Source organism: uncultured Intestinibacter sp. (assembly GCF_902468165.1).
GTDB lineage: Bacteria > Bacillota > Clostridia > Peptostreptococcales > Peptostreptococcaceae > Intestinibacter.
In genome coordinates this window covers 59,583-82,382 of sequence record NZ_CABQXJ010000005.1, presented here as the reverse complement: position 1 = coordinate 82,382, position 22,800 = coordinate 59,583, and the positions used below count along the sequence as shown (strand labels likewise).

At 28.0% G+C, this 22,800-nt stretch carries 23 protein-coding genes and 1 riboswitch; of the genes, 20 read left to right on the top strand and 3 right to left on the bottom strand.

The window, feature by feature from the left end; genetic code table 11:
* A partial coding sequence (locus RDX53_RS02005) for an SH3 domain-containing protein (RefSeq protein ID WP_307993636.1) occupies positions 1 to 980 on the top strand: 980 nt, incomplete at its 5' end.
* Between the two features lie 119 nt (positions 981 to 1,099).
* On the opposite strand, the gene RDX53_RS02000 is transcribed toward RDX53_RS02005, so the two are convergent.
* Positions 1,100 to 2,326, bottom strand: coding sequence for an AraC family transcriptional regulator (locus tag RDX53_RS02000; RefSeq protein WP_307993635.1), 1,227 nt, complete (start codon positions 2,324 to 2,326; stop codon positions 1,100 to 1,102).
* 304 nt (positions 2,327 to 2,630) lie between these two features.
* On the opposite strand from RDX53_RS02000, the gene RDX53_RS01995 reads away from it, so the two are divergent.
* Positions 2,631 to 4,073: a glycoside-pentoside-hexuronide (GPH):cation symporter gene (locus tag RDX53_RS01995; protein WP_307993634.1), complete on the top strand. Its 1,443-nt coding sequence runs from the start codon at positions 2,631 to 2,633 to the stop codon at positions 4,071 to 4,073.
* Positions 4,074 to 4,178: 105 nt separating this feature from the next.
* Positions 4,179 to 5,939 (top strand): glycoside hydrolase family 3 N-terminal domain-containing protein, encoded by a 1,761-nt coding sequence (locus tag RDX53_RS01990; protein WP_307993633.1) that lies wholly within the window; start codon positions 4,179 to 4,181, stop codon positions 5,937 to 5,939.
* A 134-nt stretch (positions 5,940 to 6,073) separates the two neighbouring features.
* On the opposite strand, the gene RDX53_RS01985 is transcribed toward RDX53_RS01990, so the two are convergent.
* Positions 6,074 to 6,325, bottom strand: a complete 252-nt coding sequence (locus RDX53_RS01985; RefSeq protein ID WP_195931275.1) for a hypothetical protein — start codon at positions 6,323 to 6,325, stop codon at positions 6,074 to 6,076.
* 84 nt (positions 6,326 to 6,409) lie between these two features.
* On the opposite strand from RDX53_RS01985, the gene RDX53_RS01980 reads away from it, so the two are divergent.
* The 7 genes from RDX53_RS01980 to RDX53_RS01950 all read left to right on the top strand — a co-directional run bounded on the left by RDX53_RS01980 (position 6,410) and on the right by RDX53_RS01950 (position 11,963).
* A complete protein-coding gene (locus RDX53_RS01980; protein WP_295677612.1) occupies positions 6,410 to 7,144 on the top strand; it encodes a YkgJ family cysteine cluster protein in 735 nt (244 codons plus the stop codon).
* A 170-nt stretch (positions 7,145 to 7,314) separates the two neighbouring features.
* Positions 7,315 to 8,226, top strand: coding sequence for an MBL fold metallo-hydrolase (locus RDX53_RS01975; RefSeq protein ID WP_307993632.1), 912 nt, complete (start codon positions 7,315 to 7,317; stop codon positions 8,224 to 8,226).
* 52 nt (positions 8,227 to 8,278) lie between these two features.
* Positions 8,279 to 9,079 (top strand): GTP pyrophosphokinase family protein, encoded by an 801-nt coding sequence (locus RDX53_RS01970; protein ID WP_195931135.1) that lies wholly within the window; start codon positions 8,279 to 8,281, stop codon positions 9,077 to 9,079.
* Between the two features lie 126 nt (positions 9,080 to 9,205).
* Complete coding sequence (locus RDX53_RS01965) at positions 9,206 to 9,904, top strand: metallophosphoesterase (protein WP_307993631.1); 699 nt, start codon at positions 9,206 to 9,208, stop codon at positions 9,902 to 9,904.
* A gap of 132 nt (positions 9,905 to 10,036) precedes the next feature.
* The gene (locus RDX53_RS01960; protein WP_295677615.1) at positions 10,037 to 10,711 is read left to right on the top strand and encodes a hypothetical protein; all 675 of its coding nucleotides are present in this window, start codon (positions 10,037 to 10,039) and stop codon (positions 10,709 to 10,711) included.
* A gap of 175 nt (positions 10,712 to 10,886) precedes the next feature.
* A complete protein-coding gene (locus tag RDX53_RS01955) occupies positions 10,887 to 11,444 on the top strand; it encodes a hydrolase (protein ID WP_195931132.1) in 558 nt (185 codons plus the stop codon).
* Between the two features lie 33 nt (positions 11,445 to 11,477).
* Positions 11,478 to 11,963: a hypothetical protein gene (locus RDX53_RS01950; protein WP_195931131.1), complete on the top strand. Its 486-nt coding sequence runs from the start codon at positions 11,478 to 11,480 to the stop codon at positions 11,961 to 11,963.
* Positions 11,964 to 12,236: 273 nt separating this feature from the next.
* On the opposite strand, the gene fba is transcribed toward RDX53_RS01950, so the two are convergent.
* Complete coding sequence (gene fba / locus RDX53_RS01945; RefSeq protein ID WP_295677616.1) at positions 12,237 to 13,100, bottom strand: class II fructose-1,6-bisphosphate aldolase; 864 nt, start codon at positions 13,098 to 13,100, stop codon at positions 12,237 to 12,239.
* Positions 13,101 to 13,329: 229 nt separating this feature from the next.
* Here fba and RDX53_RS01940 point away from each other — a divergent pair, with 229 nt between their 5' ends.
* The 10 genes from RDX53_RS01940 (at position 13,330) to RDX53_RS01895 (ending at position 22,708) form a co-directional block, all read left to right on the top strand.
* Positions 13,330 to 14,055, top strand: a complete 726-nt coding sequence (locus tag RDX53_RS01940) for a pseudouridine synthase (protein ID WP_307993630.1) — start codon at positions 13,330 to 13,332, stop codon at positions 14,053 to 14,055.
* A 180-nt stretch (positions 14,056 to 14,235) separates the two neighbouring features.
* Positions 14,236 to 15,597, top strand: a complete 1,362-nt coding sequence (rlmD, locus tag RDX53_RS01935; protein ID WP_307993629.1) for a 23S rRNA (uracil(1939)-C(5))-methyltransferase RlmD — start codon at positions 14,236 to 14,238, stop codon at positions 15,595 to 15,597.
* A gap of 159 nt (positions 15,598 to 15,756) precedes the next feature.
* The gene (locus RDX53_RS01930) at positions 15,757 to 16,314 is read left to right on the top strand and encodes an RNA polymerase sigma factor (RefSeq protein WP_039905766.1); all 558 of its coding nucleotides are present in this window, start codon (positions 15,757 to 15,759) and stop codon (positions 16,312 to 16,314) included.
* Entirely contained in the window at positions 16,311 to 16,997 is a 687-nt protein-coding gene (locus RDX53_RS01925; protein ID WP_295732799.1) for a hypothetical protein, read from the top strand. The genes RDX53_RS01930 and RDX53_RS01925 overlap by 4 nt, the downstream gene beginning before the upstream one ends.
* Positions 16,998 to 17,034: 37 nt before the next feature.
* Positions 17,035 to 17,499, top strand: a complete 465-nt coding sequence (locus tag RDX53_RS01920) for a hypothetical protein (protein ID WP_307993628.1) — start codon at positions 17,035 to 17,037, stop codon at positions 17,497 to 17,499.
* Positions 17,500 to 17,763: 264 nt separating this feature from the next.
* Positions 17,764 to 18,468, top strand: a complete 705-nt coding sequence (locus tag RDX53_RS01915; protein ID WP_307993637.1) for a DegV family protein — start codon at positions 17,764 to 17,766, stop codon at positions 18,466 to 18,468.
* A gap of 285 nt (positions 18,469 to 18,753) precedes the next feature.
* Complete coding sequence (locus RDX53_RS01910) at positions 18,754 to 19,548, top strand: hypothetical protein (RefSeq protein ID WP_307993627.1); 795 nt, start codon at positions 18,754 to 18,756, stop codon at positions 19,546 to 19,548.
* 47 nt (positions 19,549 to 19,595) lie between these two features.
* Positions 19,596 to 20,501, top strand: coding sequence for a YafY family protein (locus RDX53_RS01905; RefSeq protein ID WP_307993626.1), 906 nt, complete (start codon positions 19,596 to 19,598; stop codon positions 20,499 to 20,501).
* A gap of 114 nt (positions 20,502 to 20,615) precedes the next feature.
* A complete protein-coding gene (locus RDX53_RS01900) occupies positions 20,616 to 21,068 on the top strand; it encodes a GyrI-like domain-containing protein (RefSeq protein ID WP_307993625.1) in 453 nt (150 codons plus the stop codon).
* Between the two features lie 62 nt (positions 21,069 to 21,130).
* Positions 21,131 to 21,227, top strand: a riboswitch (purine riboswitch).
* Positions 21,228 to 21,280: 53 nt separating this feature from the next.
* Positions 21,281 to 22,708, top strand: coding sequence for an MATE family efflux transporter (locus RDX53_RS01895; protein WP_307993624.1), 1,428 nt, complete (start codon positions 21,281 to 21,283; stop codon positions 22,706 to 22,708).
* The last annotated feature ends 92 nt before the right edge of the window (positions 22,709 to 22,800 follow it).

Below are 22,800 nucleotides of genomic sequence, written 5' to 3'. Positions count from 1 at the left end.
CAACTAAAACAGGAACAATAACAGCTAGTTCACTATATGTTAGAAGTGGAGCTTCAACATCACATAACATTTTAGGAACAGTAACTAAAGGAAATTCAGTTGAAATAAAAGATACTCAAAATGGATGGCACAAAATAAACTACAAAGGCAATGACGGATGGGTTAGCGGAAAATATATTACATCAAGCTCAAGTAGTTCAACATCAGGATCAACTTCAACAGGAACTACACAAGCTTCAAAAACTGGAACAATAACAGCTACTTCATTAAACGTTAGAAGTGGAGCAGCTACAACATACAGTATATTAGGAACATTAAGCAACGGTAAAACAGTTACTATATATGAAGAAAGTAACGGATGGTATAAAATAAACTACAACGGTGGATACGGATGGGTAAGTAAAACATATGTATCAACTGGAACAACTTCAAGTGGTTCAACATCAACAGGAACTACTAATACAACAACGACTACTAAAACAGTTAGTCAAATAAAAAGTCAAATAGCTACTACATACGCTCAAGCTAAAGCTATGACAGGAAGAACTAACTTCTCACAACAATGTTCTTTATATGTTTATTCACAACTTAGAGCATTAAATATATATCAAACACCAGATACATACTGGAATGGTAGTCAATGGTATTCAAAATTAACAAATAACGGGAAAACTCGTACTGGATACACTCAAAAGAAATATGCAGGTGTAAACTGTCTTACAAACTTAGTAAATGCTAACGGTGGAAAAGACGTATACAACGTAGTAGTTACTTTCCCAAGAAGTTATAGATCAACAAGTACAGTAGGACATGTTTTATTCATACATGCTATAAAAGACGGAAAAGTATATTACTCTGATAACTATGCATACGCTGGACAACCAGAAGGTAGCACTATAGTTAAATCAATCAGTGAATTCACTAATTACTTCTCAAGTAACTATAGTGGAATAACTGGAGCAGTACACTTTGTAAAATAATAAAATATGAATATTCAAAGGATGTATAAATTTTTATACATCCTTTTATAATTTCCAACTTATTGCCTTAAGAAACGGAATCTCTGATTCGTTGGCGATATGAACGAAGTGAATTTTATTTAACTAAATTTAGTTGCTCTATATTGTGTAGGAGAAACACCTACTATTTTTTTAAACAATTTAGAGAACCAACTTAAATCATTTATTCCTACGCTTTCTGATATTTCTTGTATACTTAAATCTGTTGTTGTTAGTAATGTTATTGCTTTTTCAATTCTCATTTCTTGTATATGCTTTGTAATTGTTTTCCCAGTCTCCCTTTTAAACTGGTTAGATAAAAACGAAGGATTCTTATCTAATACTTCTGAAATACTTGATAAAGATAATTCCATATTTAAATTTAAATTTATATATTCTATTGCATTACGAACTGTGAGTGAATAATTTTGTAAATTAAAATTACTACTCAATAAGCAATAATTTTTTAAAATTTTATAAGGAAGTTTTTCTAATGAAGATAGACTGACCTCGTTTTTTATTTGAACCTCAATTTTTTTATAAAGTAGATATACATGACTTCCAGGAATAGAGCTTTTTAATAAAGAAGACTCTAATCTAGAATTTAGCATGTATAAATTATGTTTTATTTGATCTATTGATTGTTCTTTAAAAAAGCCTGTAAGCTGTATATATAATTTTAAATATTCTTTAGCTTCATAAAATTTACCTAAAACGACACAACTTGAAATATGAGATAAATATTCCCTATACTTTTTATAATATTCACTATTAAATTCAGAATCATCCCTATTTACATAGTTGATTTTCTTTATTTTTTTCTCATCAAAATTAATATGAGCTATATGAGTATTATAATCTTTTATAAAAGCACTTAATATTGAATTTAATGTAGAGATAACTGTAACAGAATTAATTACAGGTAATGATTTATAATAAGTGAAAATCGTATCACGAAGATTCTCCTCAATATGATTTTCTTTCATTATACTTTCAATAAAATTTTCATTAAGTTGAGTCTCCAAAAATGGACCTATTAGCAATACATCATCAGAAATTTCTTCTGGTATTACCACAACTATAGATACAAATTTCATAGAACTTTTTATTACTTTTAAATTACCATCACCACTTCTATATAAGGTGTTAAGATCTTCGCCATCAAGAAAATTAGAATCAGGCCATATAATTTTTCTGAATTTAGGGTATGAATGATTATTAAACTGGTCACTTTCATTAAGTTTCATTGTTGATAAATTTAATGAGCTATTTAAGATAGAAATCATTAAATTATAGAATTCATTATAATTAAAAGTTGTTTTTAACATAGATGTCTCCTTATTTTATTTTATATTTAGTAAAATATACCTAAAAAATAGACAAATTCACCTGTAAATTATTATAACATATATCCAATATTCTCTTGTATAATTTTTAACAAGTGAGAAATAAATAGGGCTTTATATAAAAAAATATAATTATTATTAATAATAAAATGGGAAAAATTATGAAAAAGAAAACGTTTATTGAATAAAAAGTGATAATAAAGAAAACGTTTTAAAATCAAGTGTTAATTATATAACACATATCAGAAATTATAAAATATTTATATTAAAAAGGAGATTGTAACAAATGATAGCTAATAACACAGCAGAAAAAGTTAATCAGTATGAAGTAGAGCAACAAAGACCTTTTGGTTTAAGAGATAAGATTGCTTATTTATTTGGGGATTTTGGGAATGACTTTTCATTCTTATTTGTAAGTAGTTTCTTATTAGTATTTTGTACAAAAGTTTTAGGGATAAATGGTGGAGTAGTAGGGACTATATTCATGTTATCTAAATTCATAGATGCCTTTACAGACGTAGGTATGGGTAGAATAGTTGATACAGCAAAACCAACAAAAGCAGGGAAATATCGTCCATGGATCTTAAGAATGAGTTTCCCTATAGCAATATCTAATGCACTTATGTGGATGCACTTTATAAAAGATTGGAGTATGACAGCAAAAATAATTTATATAGCAGTAACTTATATAGTATGGGGAAGTTTCTGTTACACAGGAATCAATATACCTTATGGTTCAATGGCTTCAGTAATAAGTCCAGAAGCAAAAGATAGAGCTTCATTATCTACATTCCGTACTATGGGAGCTTTATGTGCAGGTTTAGCAATAAACATGATAGCACCAATGTTCTTATATGCAACTGACAAACTTGGTAACCAAGTAGTTATAGCAGAAAGATTTACAATAGTAGGTATAGTATTCTCAGTACTTGGATTAATATGTCACTTACTTTGCTATAGCTTAAGTACTGAGCGTGTAAAAGTTGATGTATCAAACAAACAAGAAAATGCACCAAAACAAAGTTTCTTTGGATTAATGAAAAGTTTAGTTCAAAATAAAGCATTAGTTTCTTTAATATTATCAACTACATTAGTATTAGTAGCTTCAACATTAACAACTGCATTACGTAGTTATTTATTTATAGATTATTTCAGAAATGCAAAAGCAATGATGCTTGCAACACTTATAAATACAGCTGCTATGGCAGGAAGTTCAATATTTGCTTCTAAATTAGCACAAAAATACGGTAAAAAAGAAGTTGGATGCGTTGGTTTAGCATTAGCAACTATAACATTAATAGCACTTTACTTTATGAGAGTTACAAACATAACAACATATTATGCATTAATGTTTGTAAATGGTATAGGATTCGGAATATATAGTATGTATTCTTGGGCTTACTTAACAGATGTTTGTGATTATCAAGAAATGAAAAATGGAAAAAGAGATGATGGTACAGTATATGCTATCTACTCATTCTTTAGAAAAGTTGGACAAGCATTAGCTACAGGTCTTGGGGGATTTGTATTAGCTTTAATCGGATATCAATCAGCAGCAACTGTACAAACTGCAGAAGTAATAAACAAAGTATATGATGTGAATATATTAATACCAGGACTTATATACTTAACAGTTTTACTAGTAATGTTATTTACATTCCCACTAAGCAAAAAAGTAGTAGACGAAGTAACAGTAGAATTAAAAGCTCGTCGTGAAAAAGCACAATAAATAAATTAAAAATTATAGTAAAAACAAACTCGCTCGAGTCGTGATTTTGGGCGAGTTTAAATAAAACTTGAAATATATTAGAAATGTACGAAGGATGGAAAGATAATGGTAAACTTAACAGCAAAACCGTATAACCTTGATGAGCAAGGTGTAAAATGGGTAAAAGATACTATTGCGAACATGACAATAGAAGAGAAAATCGGACAATTATTTATTAATATGGGAGCTAGTCGTGAAGAAGACTATTTAAAAAGTGTACTAGATAATTATCATATAGGTGGAGTTCGTTATAACCCAGCTATGTCAAATCAAGTATATGATCAAAATAAAATACTTCAAGAAAATAGTAAAATACCTCTACTAATAGCTGCAAATACAGAAGGTGGCGGAAACGGTGCATGTTTAGACGGAACTTATATAGCAGCAGGAATAAAAGTAGGTGCTGCTGATAATAAAGAGTATGCGTATAAACTAGGAAAAATTTCTGCAATAGAATCTGCTGCAATAGGATGTAACTGGAGTTTTGCACCAGTAGTAGACTTAATGATAAACTGGAGAAATCCAATAACAACAAATAGAGGATTCTCAAAAGATGCAGACAAAACTTTAGAATTCTCATTAGAATTTATGAGAGGTATGATGGAAAATGGAGTAGCACCAGCTGCTAAACACTTCCCTGGCGATGGTATAGATGAAAGAGATCAACATTTATCATTTGCTCCAAATACACTTTCACCAGAAGAATGGGATGAAACATTCGGAAAAGTATATGGAGGTTTAATTGACGCAGGACTTCCATCAATAATGGCAGGACATATAGCTTTACCAGAATATGTTCGTTATTTTAACCCAAATGCAACAAAAAAAGAATTATTAATGCCAGCAACATTAAATAAATATATATTAACTGATTTATTGAGAGGAAAAATGGGATTCAATGGTTTAGTTGTAACTGATGCGTCTCACATGGTAGCTATGACTTCAGCAATGAAACGTAGTGAAATGTTACCAACTGCTATAGCAGCAGGAAGTGATATGTTCTTATTCTTCAATGATCCAGAAGAAGATTTTGAATGGATGATGGAAGGATACAGAAAAGGTATAATAACTGATGAAAGATTAGAAGAAGCTTTAACTAGAATATTAGGAACAAAAGCTGCTTTAGGACTTCACAATAAACCAAAAACAGAAATACTTCAACCAAAAGCAGAAGCTATGGCTAAAATAGGTTTAGATAGTTATAAAGAAATAGCAAAAGAAATATCTGATAAATCAATAACATTAGTTAAAAATGAAGAAAATATATTCCCAATGAGTCCTGAAAAACATAAAAGAGTATTACTTGTAAATGTTAAAGGTATAGCTAATGGTATAGCTGACTTAATGGGTGGAGGAAAGAAAACTCCAATAGAAGAAATAAAAGAATTATTAGAGCAAGAAGGATTTGAAGTTGAGATATATGAATCTGCTATGGAAAAAATAATGAAACTTCCAAAAGAAGAAATTCTTATGAAGTTATTAGATGTTTATTCACAAAAACGTCCAATAGCAGAATTAACAGGAAAATATGATTTAATAATAAACGTAGCTAATGTAGGTGCAAATACTCATCAACGTATAGAGTGGACTATGGCAAAAGGAACACCAGATATGCCGTTTTATGTTCATGAAATACCAACAATATTTGTATCAGTATTATCACCATTCCATCTAGCTGATGTTCCTCAAGTTCAAACTTATATAAATACATATGACAGCAAAGACTACACATTAAAACTACTAGTAGAAAAAATGTTAGGTCGTTCTGAATTTACAGGGGTAAGTCCAGTAGATGCGTATTGTGGACTGTGTGACACAGTATTTTAATCTACGAAAATATAAATATAGTTTTTCATAATATCAAAGTCAAAAGAGCTGATATCAATAAGATTATTGAAATCAGCTCTTTTGCATTGTGTTTATTTTGTATTATAAAATGATTATTGTGTGATATTAGGATACTATCTTTTTGGATTTATAAAAGATGCTCCTAAGTATTTTTTTATATCTTCATCAGGAGAAAAATCATCTATTAATATTTCTCTATCAGAATCTTCAAGTATTACTAAAACTTCGCAGTTTCCTTTTAAGAATGCTTTTCTTACTGTTTCTTCTTTTACTTCTCTTACTTTAGTAAATCCTTTTTTAGTTTTTTCAAAATCCTTAGTGAAATAACTTTCCATCATATTAATAATTTTAGTATATCTGTTCATATATATACCTCCTAATTTATATTCAAAAATATGTTATAATAAGTTTTTGTATTAACTAAATAATTATAACAAGAGGAGAAAATTATGGCTAGTATAAAAAGACAACAAATACTAGAAAGTATTGCGTTTTGTGAGAAAAATGGTTATTTTGAAAAATTAAATGAAATATACTCTACATTGCCAAAAGGAGAGTGCAGTGGTTGTGGAAATTGCTGTATGGAGTCTGTTGGTATTAATTTAATAGAGTTTTTAAATATATATAGATATTTAGCTGATAAAGATGAGCTTAGAGAGGCATCTATTGAGAGAATAGTCGATTATTATTTTATGGAATTGATGAAGAAAAATTCATGTCCATTTAGAGATGAAAATAATAGATGTTTAATATATGAAGTTAGACCGCTTAACTGTAGATTATTTGGTCATTGGAAAAAGGAAGAATATAATGCTAATTTAAGCAGAGTAATAGAACAAAATATGGACTATAAAGATAGTATGAAGAAAATATATGGTGTAGATATAAGTGATGAGGTTTTAAACTTCTCTATAAAATACTGTGATGTATTTAAGCCAGAAAAAGATTATTTATCTAAAAAAGATAGACTTAACTTTGAAGATGAAATAATGAATTTAGATGCTAGAATTTTAGGAAATGAATTAATAAATATACCATATAAAGATAGAGGAATAGTTGAATACTTTATAGAGAGTATGTTGTATTCTGAATTTGCATATAAAATTAAAATTAGAATAACAAAAGAAGAAAATATAAATGTAATAAATAAAATAAAAAGAATTTTACTTGCTAAACTGTATTAAAAAATAAGCTAAATAGAGTTATCATAAAAAAATAAAGTCTTACAAATATAAACTTAAATAAATAAATTATACAAATTATAAACTAAATAATTCATAAATAAGAAAAATATACATGGTATAATATATAAAGAGTTTAAGGATATTTGAATTTATACAAGGGGTGTACTTTTATGAAATTACAGAATGTGTTTGGAAATACATACTTTGTAAAAGGCGGCACGAATACAGGTGTGTATTTATTTGAAAATAATGAAGCATTATTAATTGACCCAGGTCTTAACGGCCTAAGACCTAAAAATATGATTAAGATGTTTGAAAATGAAAAAATAATACCAAAATATATAATAAATACCCATGAACATGAAGACCATGTTGCTGCTTGTGGGCAAATAAAACATTCATATCCAAAAGTGGAGATTATTGCTTCAGAAAATGCTAAGATTTTTATAGAGAGACCGGAATTATTTTCAGATTTTATATTAGGTGGAAAACACAATAAGTTTTTGACAGCAAAACTTTTTCATAGAAATGTAGAAAAAATATACGTAGATACAATAGTAGATGAAGGTACTTTAAATAAAAATAATACAAATTTCGAAATTATAAATTTAAAAGGGCATACTCTAGCAAGTATCGGAATACTGACAAAAGATGGTGTTTTATTTGCTGGAGATTTATTAGTTGGCGAAGAAGTATTAAATAAATATGATTTTTTATTTTTACAAGACGTAGAAGAATACTTAAAATCATTAGATAAGATCCAATCTTTAGATTTTAATTATCTAGTATTAGCTCATGGAAGAAAAGTTTTAGATAAAGACAGCACTATGCTTTTAATAAACAAGCATAGACAAGCTATATACAAATATTTAAATCAAATAAAAGAAAATCTTAAAGTACCTATGAATATAGATACTTTACTTAAAAAAATTATAAAAGAAAATGAATTAACCTATAATTACAAAGAATATTATTTTTTTAGAACTTCATTAGTAACTTGTATAAGCTATTTAGCTGATTTAGATGAAATTGATTATACACTAGAAGACTCTGATTTGCTTTATTATACAAAAATAAAATAAATTATGGTAAAATAATGGTGATTGTTAATTTATTTGACGAAAGGTGAATAATATGAATTACGAAAAGTGGGATGAAATATTAGCTCCTTATCAACATGCGGTTGAAGAACTTAAGGTAAAATTTAAAAATATAAGAAAAGAATTTTTGACTAAGGGTGAATATTCTCCTATTGAATTTGTTACTGGGAGAACAAAAAAGATTTCTTCTATAATATCTAAAGCTAATAGATTAGATACTAATGATATAGAAGGTGAAATAGAAGATATTGCTGGTATAAGAATAATGTGCCAGTTTGTTGAAGATATATATACAATTGTTGAATTAATAAAAAATAGAACAGATATGACTGTTATAAATGAAAAAGATTATATAACTAATTTTAAAGAAAGTGGATATAGAAGTTATCATTTAATAATAAAATATCCTATAAACTCAATTGCTGGTTCTAAGGAGATACATTGTGAAATCCAAATAAGAACTTTAGCTATGAATTTCTGGGCAACTATAGAACACTCTTTAAAATACAAGTACGAGCACTACATACCAGAAAATGTAGCATTGAGACTTAGAAAAGCAGCAGACGCAGCATTTTTATTAGATGAAGAAATGAGTGAAATTCGAGAAGACATAATGAAAGCTCAAGTCATGTATCAAGCTAAATCTGTAACCCTAAAAGATGTATTAAAGAAAATACAAGAATTATATAATTTAGGGGAAATTAGTAGCGCTTTAAAATACCAAAGACGACTTGATAAAATAGATAGTGAAAGAGATATAGATGAAATAGTTGCTCTAAAAGAAGAAATAGATTATATTTTAGAAGACTTTAAAACACACAGAATAGATAAATAATTTTACGCTGTCTTAAATTTTGAGGCAGCTTTTAAATTATCATGTATATAAAATAATAATATTTCAAAAATATTAATAGTAATTAGGTTATCGTAAAATAAGATATTTGCGAGAGGAGATGAATTTATGGGATTATATGCAATAGGTGACTTACATTTTTCAACGGAAAATCCTAAACCTATGAATATATTCGGTGATAATTGGGACAATCATGAGAAAAAGATAGCCGATAACTGGAATGAAACAGTACAAGATGGTGATACGGTATTAGTTCTTGGAGATACTTCATGGGCTATGAATTTAAACGAGGCAAAGGCGGACTTAGATATAATTGAGTCACTTCCAGGTAAGAAGATTTTTATAAAAGGAAACCATGATTATTGGTGGTCATCTCTTTCAAAAATAAATGCTGCATATCAAAGCGAAGATATGAATTTTATCCAAAATGGATATTTTACATACGGAGATTATGCGATATGTGGAAGTAGAGGATGGCTTTGTCCTAATGAAGTAAAATTTGATAGTAATGATATGAAAATATATAAAAGAGAAGTATTGAGACTGGAGATGTCGATACAATCTGCAATCCAAAATGGGTATACTAACTTAATTGTTATAACTCATTATCCACCTACAAATGACCAACTAGAAGAGTCGGAGTTTACAAAATTATATGAGAAATATAATGTAAAAAAAGTAATCTATGGTCATCTACATGGAAAGGACTCATTTTCAATGGGGCTTAAAGGAGTTAGAAATGGTATAGAATACGTTCTTGCATCAAGCGATTATCTTGATTTTAAATTAATTAAAGTGCTTGATTAAAAATATATTGAGAAAATATGTTTTTCTAACAAAGAATTTCTTATTTATTGATTAATATTTATAAAAAATGTAAATACTAAAAATACATTACAATGAGTATTTAGTTTGAGTGCGGAAAAGGAGATTGTGCTTATGAGATGGATATTAGTATTTATATTTTTTTATTTGATACCTTTAATAGTTTTATTTAAAAATTACAAGAAGTTTAGTCGAGCATGTATTTACGCATGTACATATGTAGTATTGGCGACAACAATAGTAATAAGCAACATGTATATTAGCGGAATAAAACAAATAGAAAACAGCGAAAACCATTCAATGGTAATGAACTACAGAGATATATACACATCTAACTTAGATGTAAACCATGTAGAAGAAGATTTATCTACAATAAAACAATACAAAAAAGACATTAGATCTATAGAAGATATTGCACTAAATCCAATAAAAGAATGTGTAGCTTATGCAACTGATATAAAAACATCTTTAAATGATATAGATAAAGTTAAAGACGATATAGAAAAAGCTAAATATATGTGTGATAGAGTAGTCGAAATATACGACGATATGGATACACCAGAATTATCACAACAAGAATACACAGAAGTATTAAATGAATGTACTGAATGCATGAAAGATGCTTATAAATTAAAATACAAAGCAGTAGAAGAAACATATAATGTCGTAAACAATAAAGATATAACTTCTATTTCAAATATACAAAAATATATAAAGCAATCAGATGAAAAAATAAATCAATATAAAAAGAAAATTAATGAACTAGAAGAATCAATTAAAAATGAATAAAATACAATCAAAAATAAGATAGAAATTAGAAAGTAAATACACTATTTCTATCTTATTTTTTTGTGCAGAAATAGTGATTATATGTTAAAATTTCAATAAGATATAGCTATACGTACCTTTTTGAATTATACTAGAGTATATGGTATAATGAATTCTTAAAAACAGGAGAAAGACTATGAAAAATTTAAATATATGTATTGATATTGATGGAACTATTACAAGTCCATATCATTATCTACCGTATCTAAATAGTATATATAAGAGGGATTTGACTGAAGAGGATTATACAACAGTATATTGGGCTGAGTTATATGGAGATACTTTTGAAGGTATGCTAGATAAACTTCATTCAAATTATTTAAATTCATATTCCGAAGCACATGTTGTTGAAGGAGCTAAAGAAGTTGTTGGTGAATTATATAAAGAAAACAATTTATTCTTTGTAACAGCAAGGAATTCCACTTTAGAAGAAATTACTATGGACTGGCTTAAAAAGCAAGAATTATCATATGTACCTCTTTATTTACTTGGAACAGATAGAAAACTTAACAAAGCGAAAGAGCTAGAATGTGATATTTTTATAGAAGACCACCCAATGAACGCCTTACACTTGGCAGAGGGGGGAATAAAAGTAATATTAATTGATTGTAATTATAATAAAGATATAGATCATAAAAACATAATTAGAGTTTCTTCTTGGAAAGAAATTAAAAATGTTATTGATAAACTATAATTAAGTTGGCTTGCTGAGAGGAGGCGAAGTTTAATGATAGAATTAAAATTAAAAAATAGAAAAGGGAATTTTCATGTAAATAGTAAAGAGGTTAAAGATATTCTTGATGCACGCCAAGATATTGGTTATTTACAAGATATATCTAATTCAATAAATCAAGATAATATCATGGTGTTTGACTGTGAATTATCAGAGAGAGTATTTTCAAAAGAAGAAATACTAGAGGCTATTGAAGAACTAGGAGAATCAGTTGACGAATCATTTTTTGAAATAATATTTGATGATGTAAGACGTTTCTTAAAAGATACTACAGACGAGATAGAAGAGGAGCTTCAAGATATTTATTGTATGGACAATATAAAATGTTATTTTGAGGTTTATAATATAAATGAAGAATTTACTGATTTTAAATTTGTATTTTTAGTAAGTTTTGAAGATATTAAAATCGCCTCTTTAAAAAACCTTGCGAAAATTGTTTCTAAAAGACAATTAGTAGGTGCATCTAAATTCTATAGTTAAAGACATTTAAGTTAAATAAATAAAAATATTTTGCGAATCTTCGGTTGTTATTTATTTTGTACTTGTACAAGATTATTATTAACCAAAGGTTCGTTTTTTTAATTTTAAGCAACGGACGAAGTCGTTGGCGCCATGAGCGAAGCGAATTTTAAGCGACGGACGAAGTTGTTGGCACATAAACTAAGTACATTTTTATTTATACAAATAAGAAAAAGGATTGAAGAGATTATCTCCAATCCTTATATAATCGTTAATATTTTTAACTGTTTAGAATTAAGCTTGTCCTATAGAACCGAATAATTCCATTTTTTCTTTAACACAAGCTTTGATAGCTTCAAAACCTGGAGCTAATAATTTACGAGGATCATATCCTTTACCTTGTTGATCTTTTCCTTCTTCAACATATTTACGAGTTGCTTCAGCAAATACTAATTGGCACTCAGTATTAACATTTATTTTAGCAACACCTAAAGATATAGCTTCTTTTATCATTTCATCAGGTATACCACTACCACCATGTAATACTAATGGCATATCTCCAGTAGCTTCATTTATTTTTCCTAAAACTTCGAAGTTTAATCCAGCCCAATTTTCTGGATATTTACCGTGTATATTACCTATACCAGCAGCTAAGAAGTCTATTCCTAAATCAGCTATTCTCTTACATTCAGCAGGGTCAGCAACTTCACCAGCACCTACAACACCGTCTTCTTCTCCACCTATAGAACCAACTTCTGCTTCAACAGATATTCCTTTAGAGTGAGCTAGGGCAACTATTTCTTTAGTTTTTTCTATATTTTCTTCTATTCCATAGTGAGAACCATCGAACATTACTGAAGAGAATCCAGCAGCTATAGTTTCTTTTGCACCTTCAAAAGAACCGTGGTCTAAGTGAAGAGCAACTGGAACAGTTATGTTTAATTCTTCTAACATACCTTCAACCATTCCAACTATAGTTTTATATCCACACATATATTTTCCTGCACCTTCAGATACACCTAATATAACTGGTGAATTATTTTCTTGTGCAGTTAATAATATAGCTTTTGTCCATTCTAAGTTGTTTATATTAAATTGACCTACTGCATATTTTCCTTTTTTTGCTTTTACTAACATTTCTTTAGCAGAAACTAACATCTTATACCTCCATAAATTCAAAAATAGTTAAAAATTTACAAGACTTACCCATCAATAATATTATATACTTAAAAGGTGAAAACGTATAGACATAAATTGATAAAATTTTAATAACAAATAGATACTAGATATACATATAATATACGTTTTTGAGGTAAAATTATCAAAAAAGCTATACTTAATAAAGATTAAATGGATATATTATATACAAAATGAAGGAGGAAAAGCATTGTCTAAAAAACAAAGAATTGATAAAGTACTGTCTAATTTAGGCTATGGAAGTAGAAGTGAATTAAAGAAAATTTGTAAAAATGGGTTAGTAAAAGTAAATGGAAAAGTTATAAATAATCCAGGAGTACAAGTAGATGTGGAAAATGATGAAATAATATTTGATGGTGAAAAAGTAACATATAAAGAATTTATATATTTAATGTTAAATAAACCAGATGGATATATTTCTGCAACATTTGATAAAAGGGACCCAATAGTACTAGATTTAATTGATAAAGAAGATTTAGTATTTGAACCATTTCCAGTTGGAAGATTAGATAAAGATACGGAAGGACTTTTAGTTTTAACAAATGATGGTCAGTTAGCTCATAGAGTGTTATCACCTAAAAAACACGTACCAAAAACTTATTATGCAAAAATTGAAGGTGTTGTAACAGAAGAAGATATTAAAGCTTTTGCTAAAGGGGTTACATTAGATGATGGATACGAAACTATGCCAGCAGAACTTGTAATACTTAAAAGTGATGAAATATCTGAAATAGAGCTTACTATACATGAGGGAAAATTCCATCAAGTAAAAAGAATGTTCGAAAGTGTAGATAAGAAAGTAATTTACTTAAAGAGATTATCTATGGGTAAATTAAAATTAGATGAGAATTTAGCACTTGGAGAATATCGTGAACTAACTGATGAAGAAGTTAAAATGATAGAAGAAAGAGACTAAAGTTAATCCTAAATTTAAATATAGCAAATTTACATAATAAAGGTTTTGATATAAAGGCAAAAATCTAATATAATTAGTAAGTATGATTTAAAAAGGCAATAATTATATAGATTAATAAAGACTATATATTCAAAATAAATGTTTATATTGAAAATTAAGATATTGACGGAGGATAATTTAGTGAAAAGAAGAGAAATTATTGAATTTGAAGTAGGCAAAATGGAGTTCGGTGGAACTTCTTCTACTATAATAGGAAAAAGAAATGTTCAAATGAAGGGCGGAATAACTGGTCAAAAAGTAAAAGCATCAGTAAAAAAAGCTAATAGCCAAAAAGCAGATGTTAAATTATTAGAAGTACTAGAAAAATCTCCACTAGAAACAGAACAAGCATGTAAACACTTTGGACAATGTGGAGGATGTACAATATTATCACTTCCATATGAAAAACAATTAGAAATTAAAAAACAACAAATACTAGACTTATTTGAAAGTCATGATATAAAAGGATTTGAGTTCTTAGGAATAGAATCAAGTCCAAATAATACTTGCTACAGAAATAAAATGGAGTTCACTTTCGGAAACGAAATGAAAGATGGACCATTAACTATAGGTATGCACAAAAAAGGTAGACATATAGATATAGTTACTGTTGATGGATGTATGTTAATAGACCAAGATTTCATAAAAATATTAACAGCTACAGAAGAATTTTTCAGAGCGGAAAGGCTACCATACTACAGAGGAAATGACCACAAAGGTTACTTAAGACACTTAGTTGTTAGAAAAGGTATCAAAACTAATGAAATGATGGTTATGATAGTAACAAGTACTCAATTAGATTACGATATGGATAAGTACAAAGATATGTTACTAGGATTAGATTTAGATGCGGATTTAGCAAGTGTACTACACTGCTTAAACGACAACTTAGCAGATGCGGTTAAATGTGATGAACTTAGAGTTTTACACGGAAGAGATCATATATACGAAGAATTATTAGGTCTTAGATTTAAAATATCTCCATTCTCATTCTTCCAAACTAACACATTAGGAGCTGAAAAATTATACTCTATGGCTAGAGAGTTTGTTGGAGACTATAAAGATAAAGTTCTTTACGATTTATACAGTGGAACAGGAACTATAGGACAAGTTTTATCTCAAAAAGCTAGAAAAGTTTACGGAATAGAAATAGTAGAAGAAGCAGTTGAAGCTGCAAACGAAAATGCTAAATTAAACGGATTAACTCACTGCGAATTTATTGCAGGTGACGTTGCTAAAACAGTAAACAGCTTAAAAGAAAGACCTGACATCATAATAGTTGACCCACCAAGACCAGGTATACACAAAGATGCTGTTAGAGATATATCTAAATTTAATGCAGAAGAAATAATCTATATATCATGTAACCCAAAAACTTTAGTAGTTGACTTACAAGGATTTGAAAGTTACGGATATGAAGTTAAAAAAGTTAGATGTATGGACATGTTCCCAAATACACCACACTGCGAAACAGTAGTATTATTACAAAGAAAAGACAAATAGGAATACTTTATAGAACATAGGGATGCTTGAAATAAGTGTCCCTATTTTTTTGAATAAATTTATTGTATATTAAATTAAAAAAAATATAATTAAAATTTAAATATAAACTGTGACCAACATAATTTTTTGTTGTCTTATTATATGAAAGGAGGAAAAAACTTGGAAGACCATAATATTGTAGATCTATATTGGTTTAGAGATGAAAATGCTATATCTGAGACTGATAAAAAGTATGGGAGCTATTGCAACACAATAGCAAACAATATTCTATACAACCTTGAAGATTCAAAAGAATGCGTAAATGATACATATTTAAAAACATGGAATTCAATTCCACCGACAAGACCAAAAATTTTAAAAGCATTTCTAGGTAAAATTACAAGAAATTTAGCTTTAAATATTTATAAAAGCAAGAATTGTCAAAAACGCAAGGGAGAAGTGCCACTAGTTCTGGATGAATTAAAAGAATGTATACCTAGTCAAAATGATATTGACACAGAAATGGAAGAAAAATATCTAACAAAATATATAAATGAATTTTTAAAATCTTTGCCAAGAGAAAAAAGGATAATAATAGTTCAGCGATATTGGTATTTATATTCTATAAAAGATATTGCTGAAAAAAATAATTTAAGCCAAAGTAATGTGAAAATGACATTATCAAGGTTTAGAACAAAATTGAAAGAGTTTTTAGAAGAAAGAGGTCAATATATATGATTGATGAAAATAAATTTCTGGATGCATTTGGAGATATAGATGACGAGTTTTTACTTGAGGAGTATGATAACTATAATAAGTCAAAAAAAATTATAAGGTTTGAAAAATACTTGAAAAAAGCACAGAATATAGCACAAAAAAATCATAAAAAATTTATAAGTATTGCTTCAGTTTCAATAATTGCTATAGCTATAGGTGTAGTATTTTTCAATCAAAAAACAAATACTCTAGATAATATAGTATTAAAAGAAGATGGAAATGAATTTATGAATGATGAAAATAATAAAGTATCAGGTTTTGATTCAAAAAAAAATCTATTAAAGGAAGTAAGTTCAATCAAAAAAATGGAATCAGATTTAGGATTTACTGTTCCGGTTTTAGATAAAGAAGTTGATAAGTATTTTGTTATTGGAGAAAACAATAGAGATAAACAGGGACGAATAATATACAAAGATGGTACTGAATTTGATATAGCAAAAGGAGATAAAGATATAATCGAAATTCCTGATGGAAAATTTTTAAAAACAGAAACAATCCAAGGAGTAAATATTTCATACTACAGTGCAGATAGTATAAATTACGTAATTTGGAGCAATAAAGGATATTCTTATTCATACCAAAATATATATGGAAAAATAGACAAAGCAGAACTTAATAAATTGATTAAATTAACAAATAATTAATTGATAGTGAAAAAAAGTAGGATTTAGGAGGTAAAATATGAAAAATAAAATAAAAATATTAGGATTAAGTGCATTTATAGCAACAGGTATGGTTCCACTTGGGTCTACACAAATATTTGCTAATGAAATAAACCCAACTCAAGTTGAAGAACGAAATTTAGATATAGAGGAAGATTATGATATAGATGATAATCTAGAAGATGTAGATGAAAATGAAGATATAGACGATAGTGAAATAATACCAATAAATGATTATGTTGAAGATTATCAATCAGATAATAATCAAGAAGATCAAGATAATTCAGAAGATATAAATGAAAATAAAGATAGAGATTCTAATGGAGAACAAGATTCAGAGGATAATAACAAAGATGAATTATTAATAGCGCAACCAAAGAGTAATGATACTCCAAAAACTTCTGATGCAGGGGTTGGAGGATATATAGGAGTTATTATAGCATCTATAGGTGGTTTATTTGCAGTAATTAGAAAAATGATATAAGTTAAATTTAGATTACCTATGTTCAAAGTTGATTTAAATAAATTATAAAATATTTGACTGTTACATATTAAAATTTGTAACGGTCTTTTTTTATAAAGAAAAAAGATTTTAATAAAACTATAAAATATAGTATAATACATCATTTTTCTGTAAATATTAGACAATGCATAGTTTTAAATATATGAAAATAAATTAAGTTTGTTTTGTAAAAAATGAGAAAATAGGAAACACTATGTTAATATAGACATATTCATATAAAATTTTATAGGTATAGTTTTATATAATAGGAGGGCAGGAAAAATAATTAGTCGAATAGGAATTGTAACAGATAATCATAGCAGTATTACTCAAGATGAGGCAGATAGATTAGGTATAAAAATATTACCTATGCCATTTTATATTGGTGGAGAGTGTTATTATGAGGGGAAAAATATAACTCGAAATGAACTTATGGAGAAATTAATTAACCAAGAAGATATTAGTACATCACAACCATCACCAGAAGAAGTGATGAATTTATGGGATGAAGTTTTAGAAGAATACGATAATATTATATATATGCCTCTTAGTAGTGGATTAAGTGGTTCATATTCTACTGCGGCAATGCTCGCACAAGAGGAAAAATATAAAGAGAAAGTTTATGTTGTAGATCATGGTAGAATATCAACACCGCTACATCAATCAATATTGGATGCATTAGAAATGATAGAAGAAGGGCTTTCAGCTAGCGAGATTAAATTAAAATTAGAACAAGCTAAACAAAAAATGGCGATTTTTATAGCTGTAGATGATTTAAAATATTTAAGACGTGGCGGAAGAATATCATCAGGTGCTGCTGTAGCAGGTCAGATATTAAATATAAAACCAATTTTATCTTTAGATATCGGAATCTTAGAATTATATAAAAAATGTAGAGGTCTTCAAAAAGCTAAAAAGACAATGATTGAGGATATTAAAACTATATTGTAAGAGCAATACTCAGAAGAATTTAAAAATGGTGATATACACTTATTAGCTGCATCAAGTGCTGATGATGAAACAACGCAAAGATGGGTGCAAGATATTAAAGAAGCATTTCCGGGACATGAAGTAATGTGTGATTATTTATCATTTGGAGTTACTTGTCATACAGGACCAGGGGCATTGGGTATTGGATTTTCATGTAGACCGTAAGATTTTATTAATTGTTATGATAAAACAGGAGTGCTAGAATTACATTATCAGATTAAATTTCAAAATATATTGGGGGTATATATGGAAAATAATTTAGATAGATTTTGGGTGAGTTTTAAACAATGGTATTTATACGAATTACCACAAAATAATTTAATAAAAGAGCAATTTATTAGTTATGATGAACATGATGATGCAAAACCTTATTTAGATATAGATTTTAATCATTATTATAAATTAAACTTTGGTGTAGAATACGATGGAATTTTAGAAAAGGATGAAACAATCACAATTAAATCATTAAAGATGCTAACGGAGTTAACATATTCAGAATTTATAAAGGATAGGTATGCTTTCACAGTAGATGTAAATAAAAGATTGGTGAAATTTAATATTCCATTGAAGCTTAGAAATGGAGTACTTATTTCAGTAGGGCATAAAAGTTCAAATGAAATAAAATATATTTATAATTATGAGCAGCTTGAAAGAAAAATTAATTATTCAGAGGAATTAATTATAAGTGATGAGTTATTAGATAAAAAGACAGCACTAGATTATATCACGGATTCATTACAATATATAGTTTCTATAAATGATGGTGATGGTGTAAAAATGAAAAACCAAGAGGTTGCTTTACAAGTGGGAGAAACTAAAGAAAGCAAGCTTTACACTGTAATACATAATGAGTTAGAAGAAATAAATAAAATAATAAATGAGTATTTTGATATTAGACATAATGAATATTTAAATAAAGCAAAACAGAAGAGGGAAGTTTTAAATGATAAAGATTTTATTGAGTATTTATATAATCGTATATATTCATTATTATTTTTATTAAGAATAAAGTGTAATAAAGAGGAATCAAACGAAATTTAATAGATTATTACATAATAGTTTTTTATTTAAATAGGGGAAAGTAATAAATGAAGATTAATAGATTATTTGAAATAATATACCTTTTGATTGAAAAAGAAAGTATAACAGCAAAGGAATTAGCAGAAAAATTTGAGGTATCAACGAGAACAATTTATAGAGATGTAGAAATTTTATCTTTGGTCGGAATACCGATTTATATGACAAAAGGAAGAGGTGGGGGAATCTCACTTTTACCGAATTATATATTAGATAAAACTGTGTTAACAGATAAGGAAAGAGAAAATATATTATCCTCTTTAAGGGCTGTTCAAACAGTAGATATCGCTGATTCAAACTCAAAACAAGAATTAATTCAAAAAATTAGTAGTTTATTTGGAAATTCATACGTAGATTGGATAGAAGTCAATTTTTCATCTTGGCATGACTATAAAGATCAATCACATATTTTTCAAATTATAAAATCGGCAATATTTAATAAGAAAAAGATAAAATTTGAGTATTCAAACTCAAAGGGAGAACAAAGTTATAGAAAGGTTGAACCTTTAAAACTTTGTTCAAAAGGAGGTTCATGGTATTTATATGGATATTGTGATAAAAGATGTGATTATAGATTTTTTAAATTAATGAGAATTAAGGATTTAACAATACTAAACGAGGATACAATACATATTGCACCTCCTAAAATACTAACTACTGAAAATACATTTAAGCAAAAATGTATACATATCAAATTACATATACAGAAAGAAATGGCCTATAGAGTATATGATGAGTTTGACAATTTTACAAAAATGGAAGATGGAAGTTTTATATCTGAAATAGATATACCAGAAAGTGAATGGACGCTTTATTATATTTCTACTTTTGGACCATATTGCGAAATACTCGAACCGAATGAATTAAAAGAAAAATTTAAAGATCATTTAGAAAAAACATTAAGTATATATAAATAATAAATTTGAAAAAAATTATAAATATATGACACATAGTTGTCATATTTATCTTAGTATAATTATCTCACAATATAGATTAAGGTCTTTAAAAAAATTATGCTAGGAGGTATTTATATGGAATATGAAATAGTAAATTTAAAACAAAAAACACTTGTAGGTCTAAGTGCAAGAACATCAAATGATTCTCTTGATATGGGAAATGTTATAGGTGGTTTATGGGGAAACTTTTATACAGGTGGAATACATGAACAAATTAAAAATAGAGTTAATGAATTTGCAATAGGACTTTACTCTGATTATACAGAAGATAAAAAAGGATATTGTATTACTGTTGGAAATGAAGTTTCAAATGTAGATGAGAATAATAAAAATTTAGATGTTAAAATAATTCCTGCTGGAAAATATGCCAAATTTTCTATATGTGGAAATATGGTTACAGCTGTTGTAGATGCATGGCAACAAATTTGGCAAATGGACTTAGACAGAAGTTTTACTGGCGATTTTGAAGAATATAAAAATGCTGATGTAGAAAATGCAGAAATAGATATTTATGTCGCATTAAAATAATTAAAATTTATAAAAATAAAAATTAGTAGTTGTAAATATAAAATTAATATGTTATATTATTGCGATAAATAATATATGATACTTATATAAATTCATAATTGGATGAATGTTTCTACAAACTACCGTAATAGTTTTGCTATAAGTTTTTTCGAACAGCAAAACTATTACGGTAGTTTTTTATTGTGTAAAAAAATAACAAACTAGGAGGAATTATGGAACTAGTAAATGAAAACAAAATTTTAGAAGAAGAGAAAATTTCAAAACTTTTATTAAAATTCTCTGTACCATGTGTAATGGGTCTTTTAATTAGTGCATTCTACAATATTGTAGATCAAATTTTTATTGGAAATAGTACACTTGGTTATTTAGGAAATGCAGCTACAGGAGTTTCATTCCCGGTAATCTGTATTGCAAATGCATTTGCATGGTGTGTGGGAGATGGTGCAGCATCTTACCTGAGTATTTGTGCTGGAAGGAAAGATACGGATAGTGCACACAAATCTGTTGGAACGGGAATTACTGTAACTTTACTTATTAGTATTGTACTTATGCTTATATGCGAGGTTGCAGCAGTACCACTTATGAGCCTTTTTGGAGCATCAAACCAAACTTTAGACCTTGCAGTAACTTATTTCCGTATTATAGCGGCATTTTTCCCATTTTATTTATTATTAAATGTAATGAATAGTATGATTCGTGCGGATGGAAGTCCTGGATTTGCTATGAAAGCAATGGTGATGGGAGCTATTATAAATATTATTTTAGACCCAATATTCATCTTTTTATTAAAATGGGGAATTGCAGGTGCGGCATGGGCAACTGCAATTGGACAAGTAGTATCTTTTGCAATATGTGCAATTTATTTCTTTAAGCCAAAGAGTTTTAGACTGAAAAAGAGTAGCTTTGTACCTAATCTACCTATTTTATCTAAAATGATTAATCTTGGAGCAGCAACTTTTATAACACAGATTTCAATTGTAGCGGTGACATTAGTTTGTAATATGACACTAGCACGTTATGGTGCATTATCAAAATATGGTCCGGATATTCCGATTTCTGTGTTTAGTATCCAAACAAAAGTATATACAATCGTTTTAAATATCGTAACTGGGATTGTGCTTGGAGGACAGCCGATTTTTGGATATAACTACGGAGCAAAAAGAATGGATCGTGTTCGTGAAGCTTACAAAATAGTATTTCGTGCCACTTTAATTACTGGTATAACAGCGACGATTATTTTCCAATTATGGCCGAAAGAAGTTGTAGGAATTTTTGGGTCAGGAAATGAATTATATCAAGAATTTGCAGTAAAAACATTTAGAATTTATTTATCTCTTGTGACAGTTACTTGCCTTGTTAAAATGACAGCAGTATTCTTCCAATCTATTGGAAAATCTAAATATGCAGTTATGGCATCTGTTATACGTGATATAGTTTGTTTCACACCATTAGCAATAATATTACCTTCTGTTTTAGAAGGATCAGAGGTTGGAACAGGAATTAATGGAATTTTATATGCAGCACCGATTTCGGATTTAGTTGCTATTGTTGTGATTCTTATACTAACAATTTCGTTCTTCCACAAATTAAATAAGGAAACAGAAGTGGAAGTGGAAAAACAGGAAGAATTAGTTGTATAAGCATCTTATTAGTAGGATGATTATACTGATTATAGGAACATAAAATACTTTTATAGTTATCAATCTATATTTTAAAGGATTATAAAGTATAG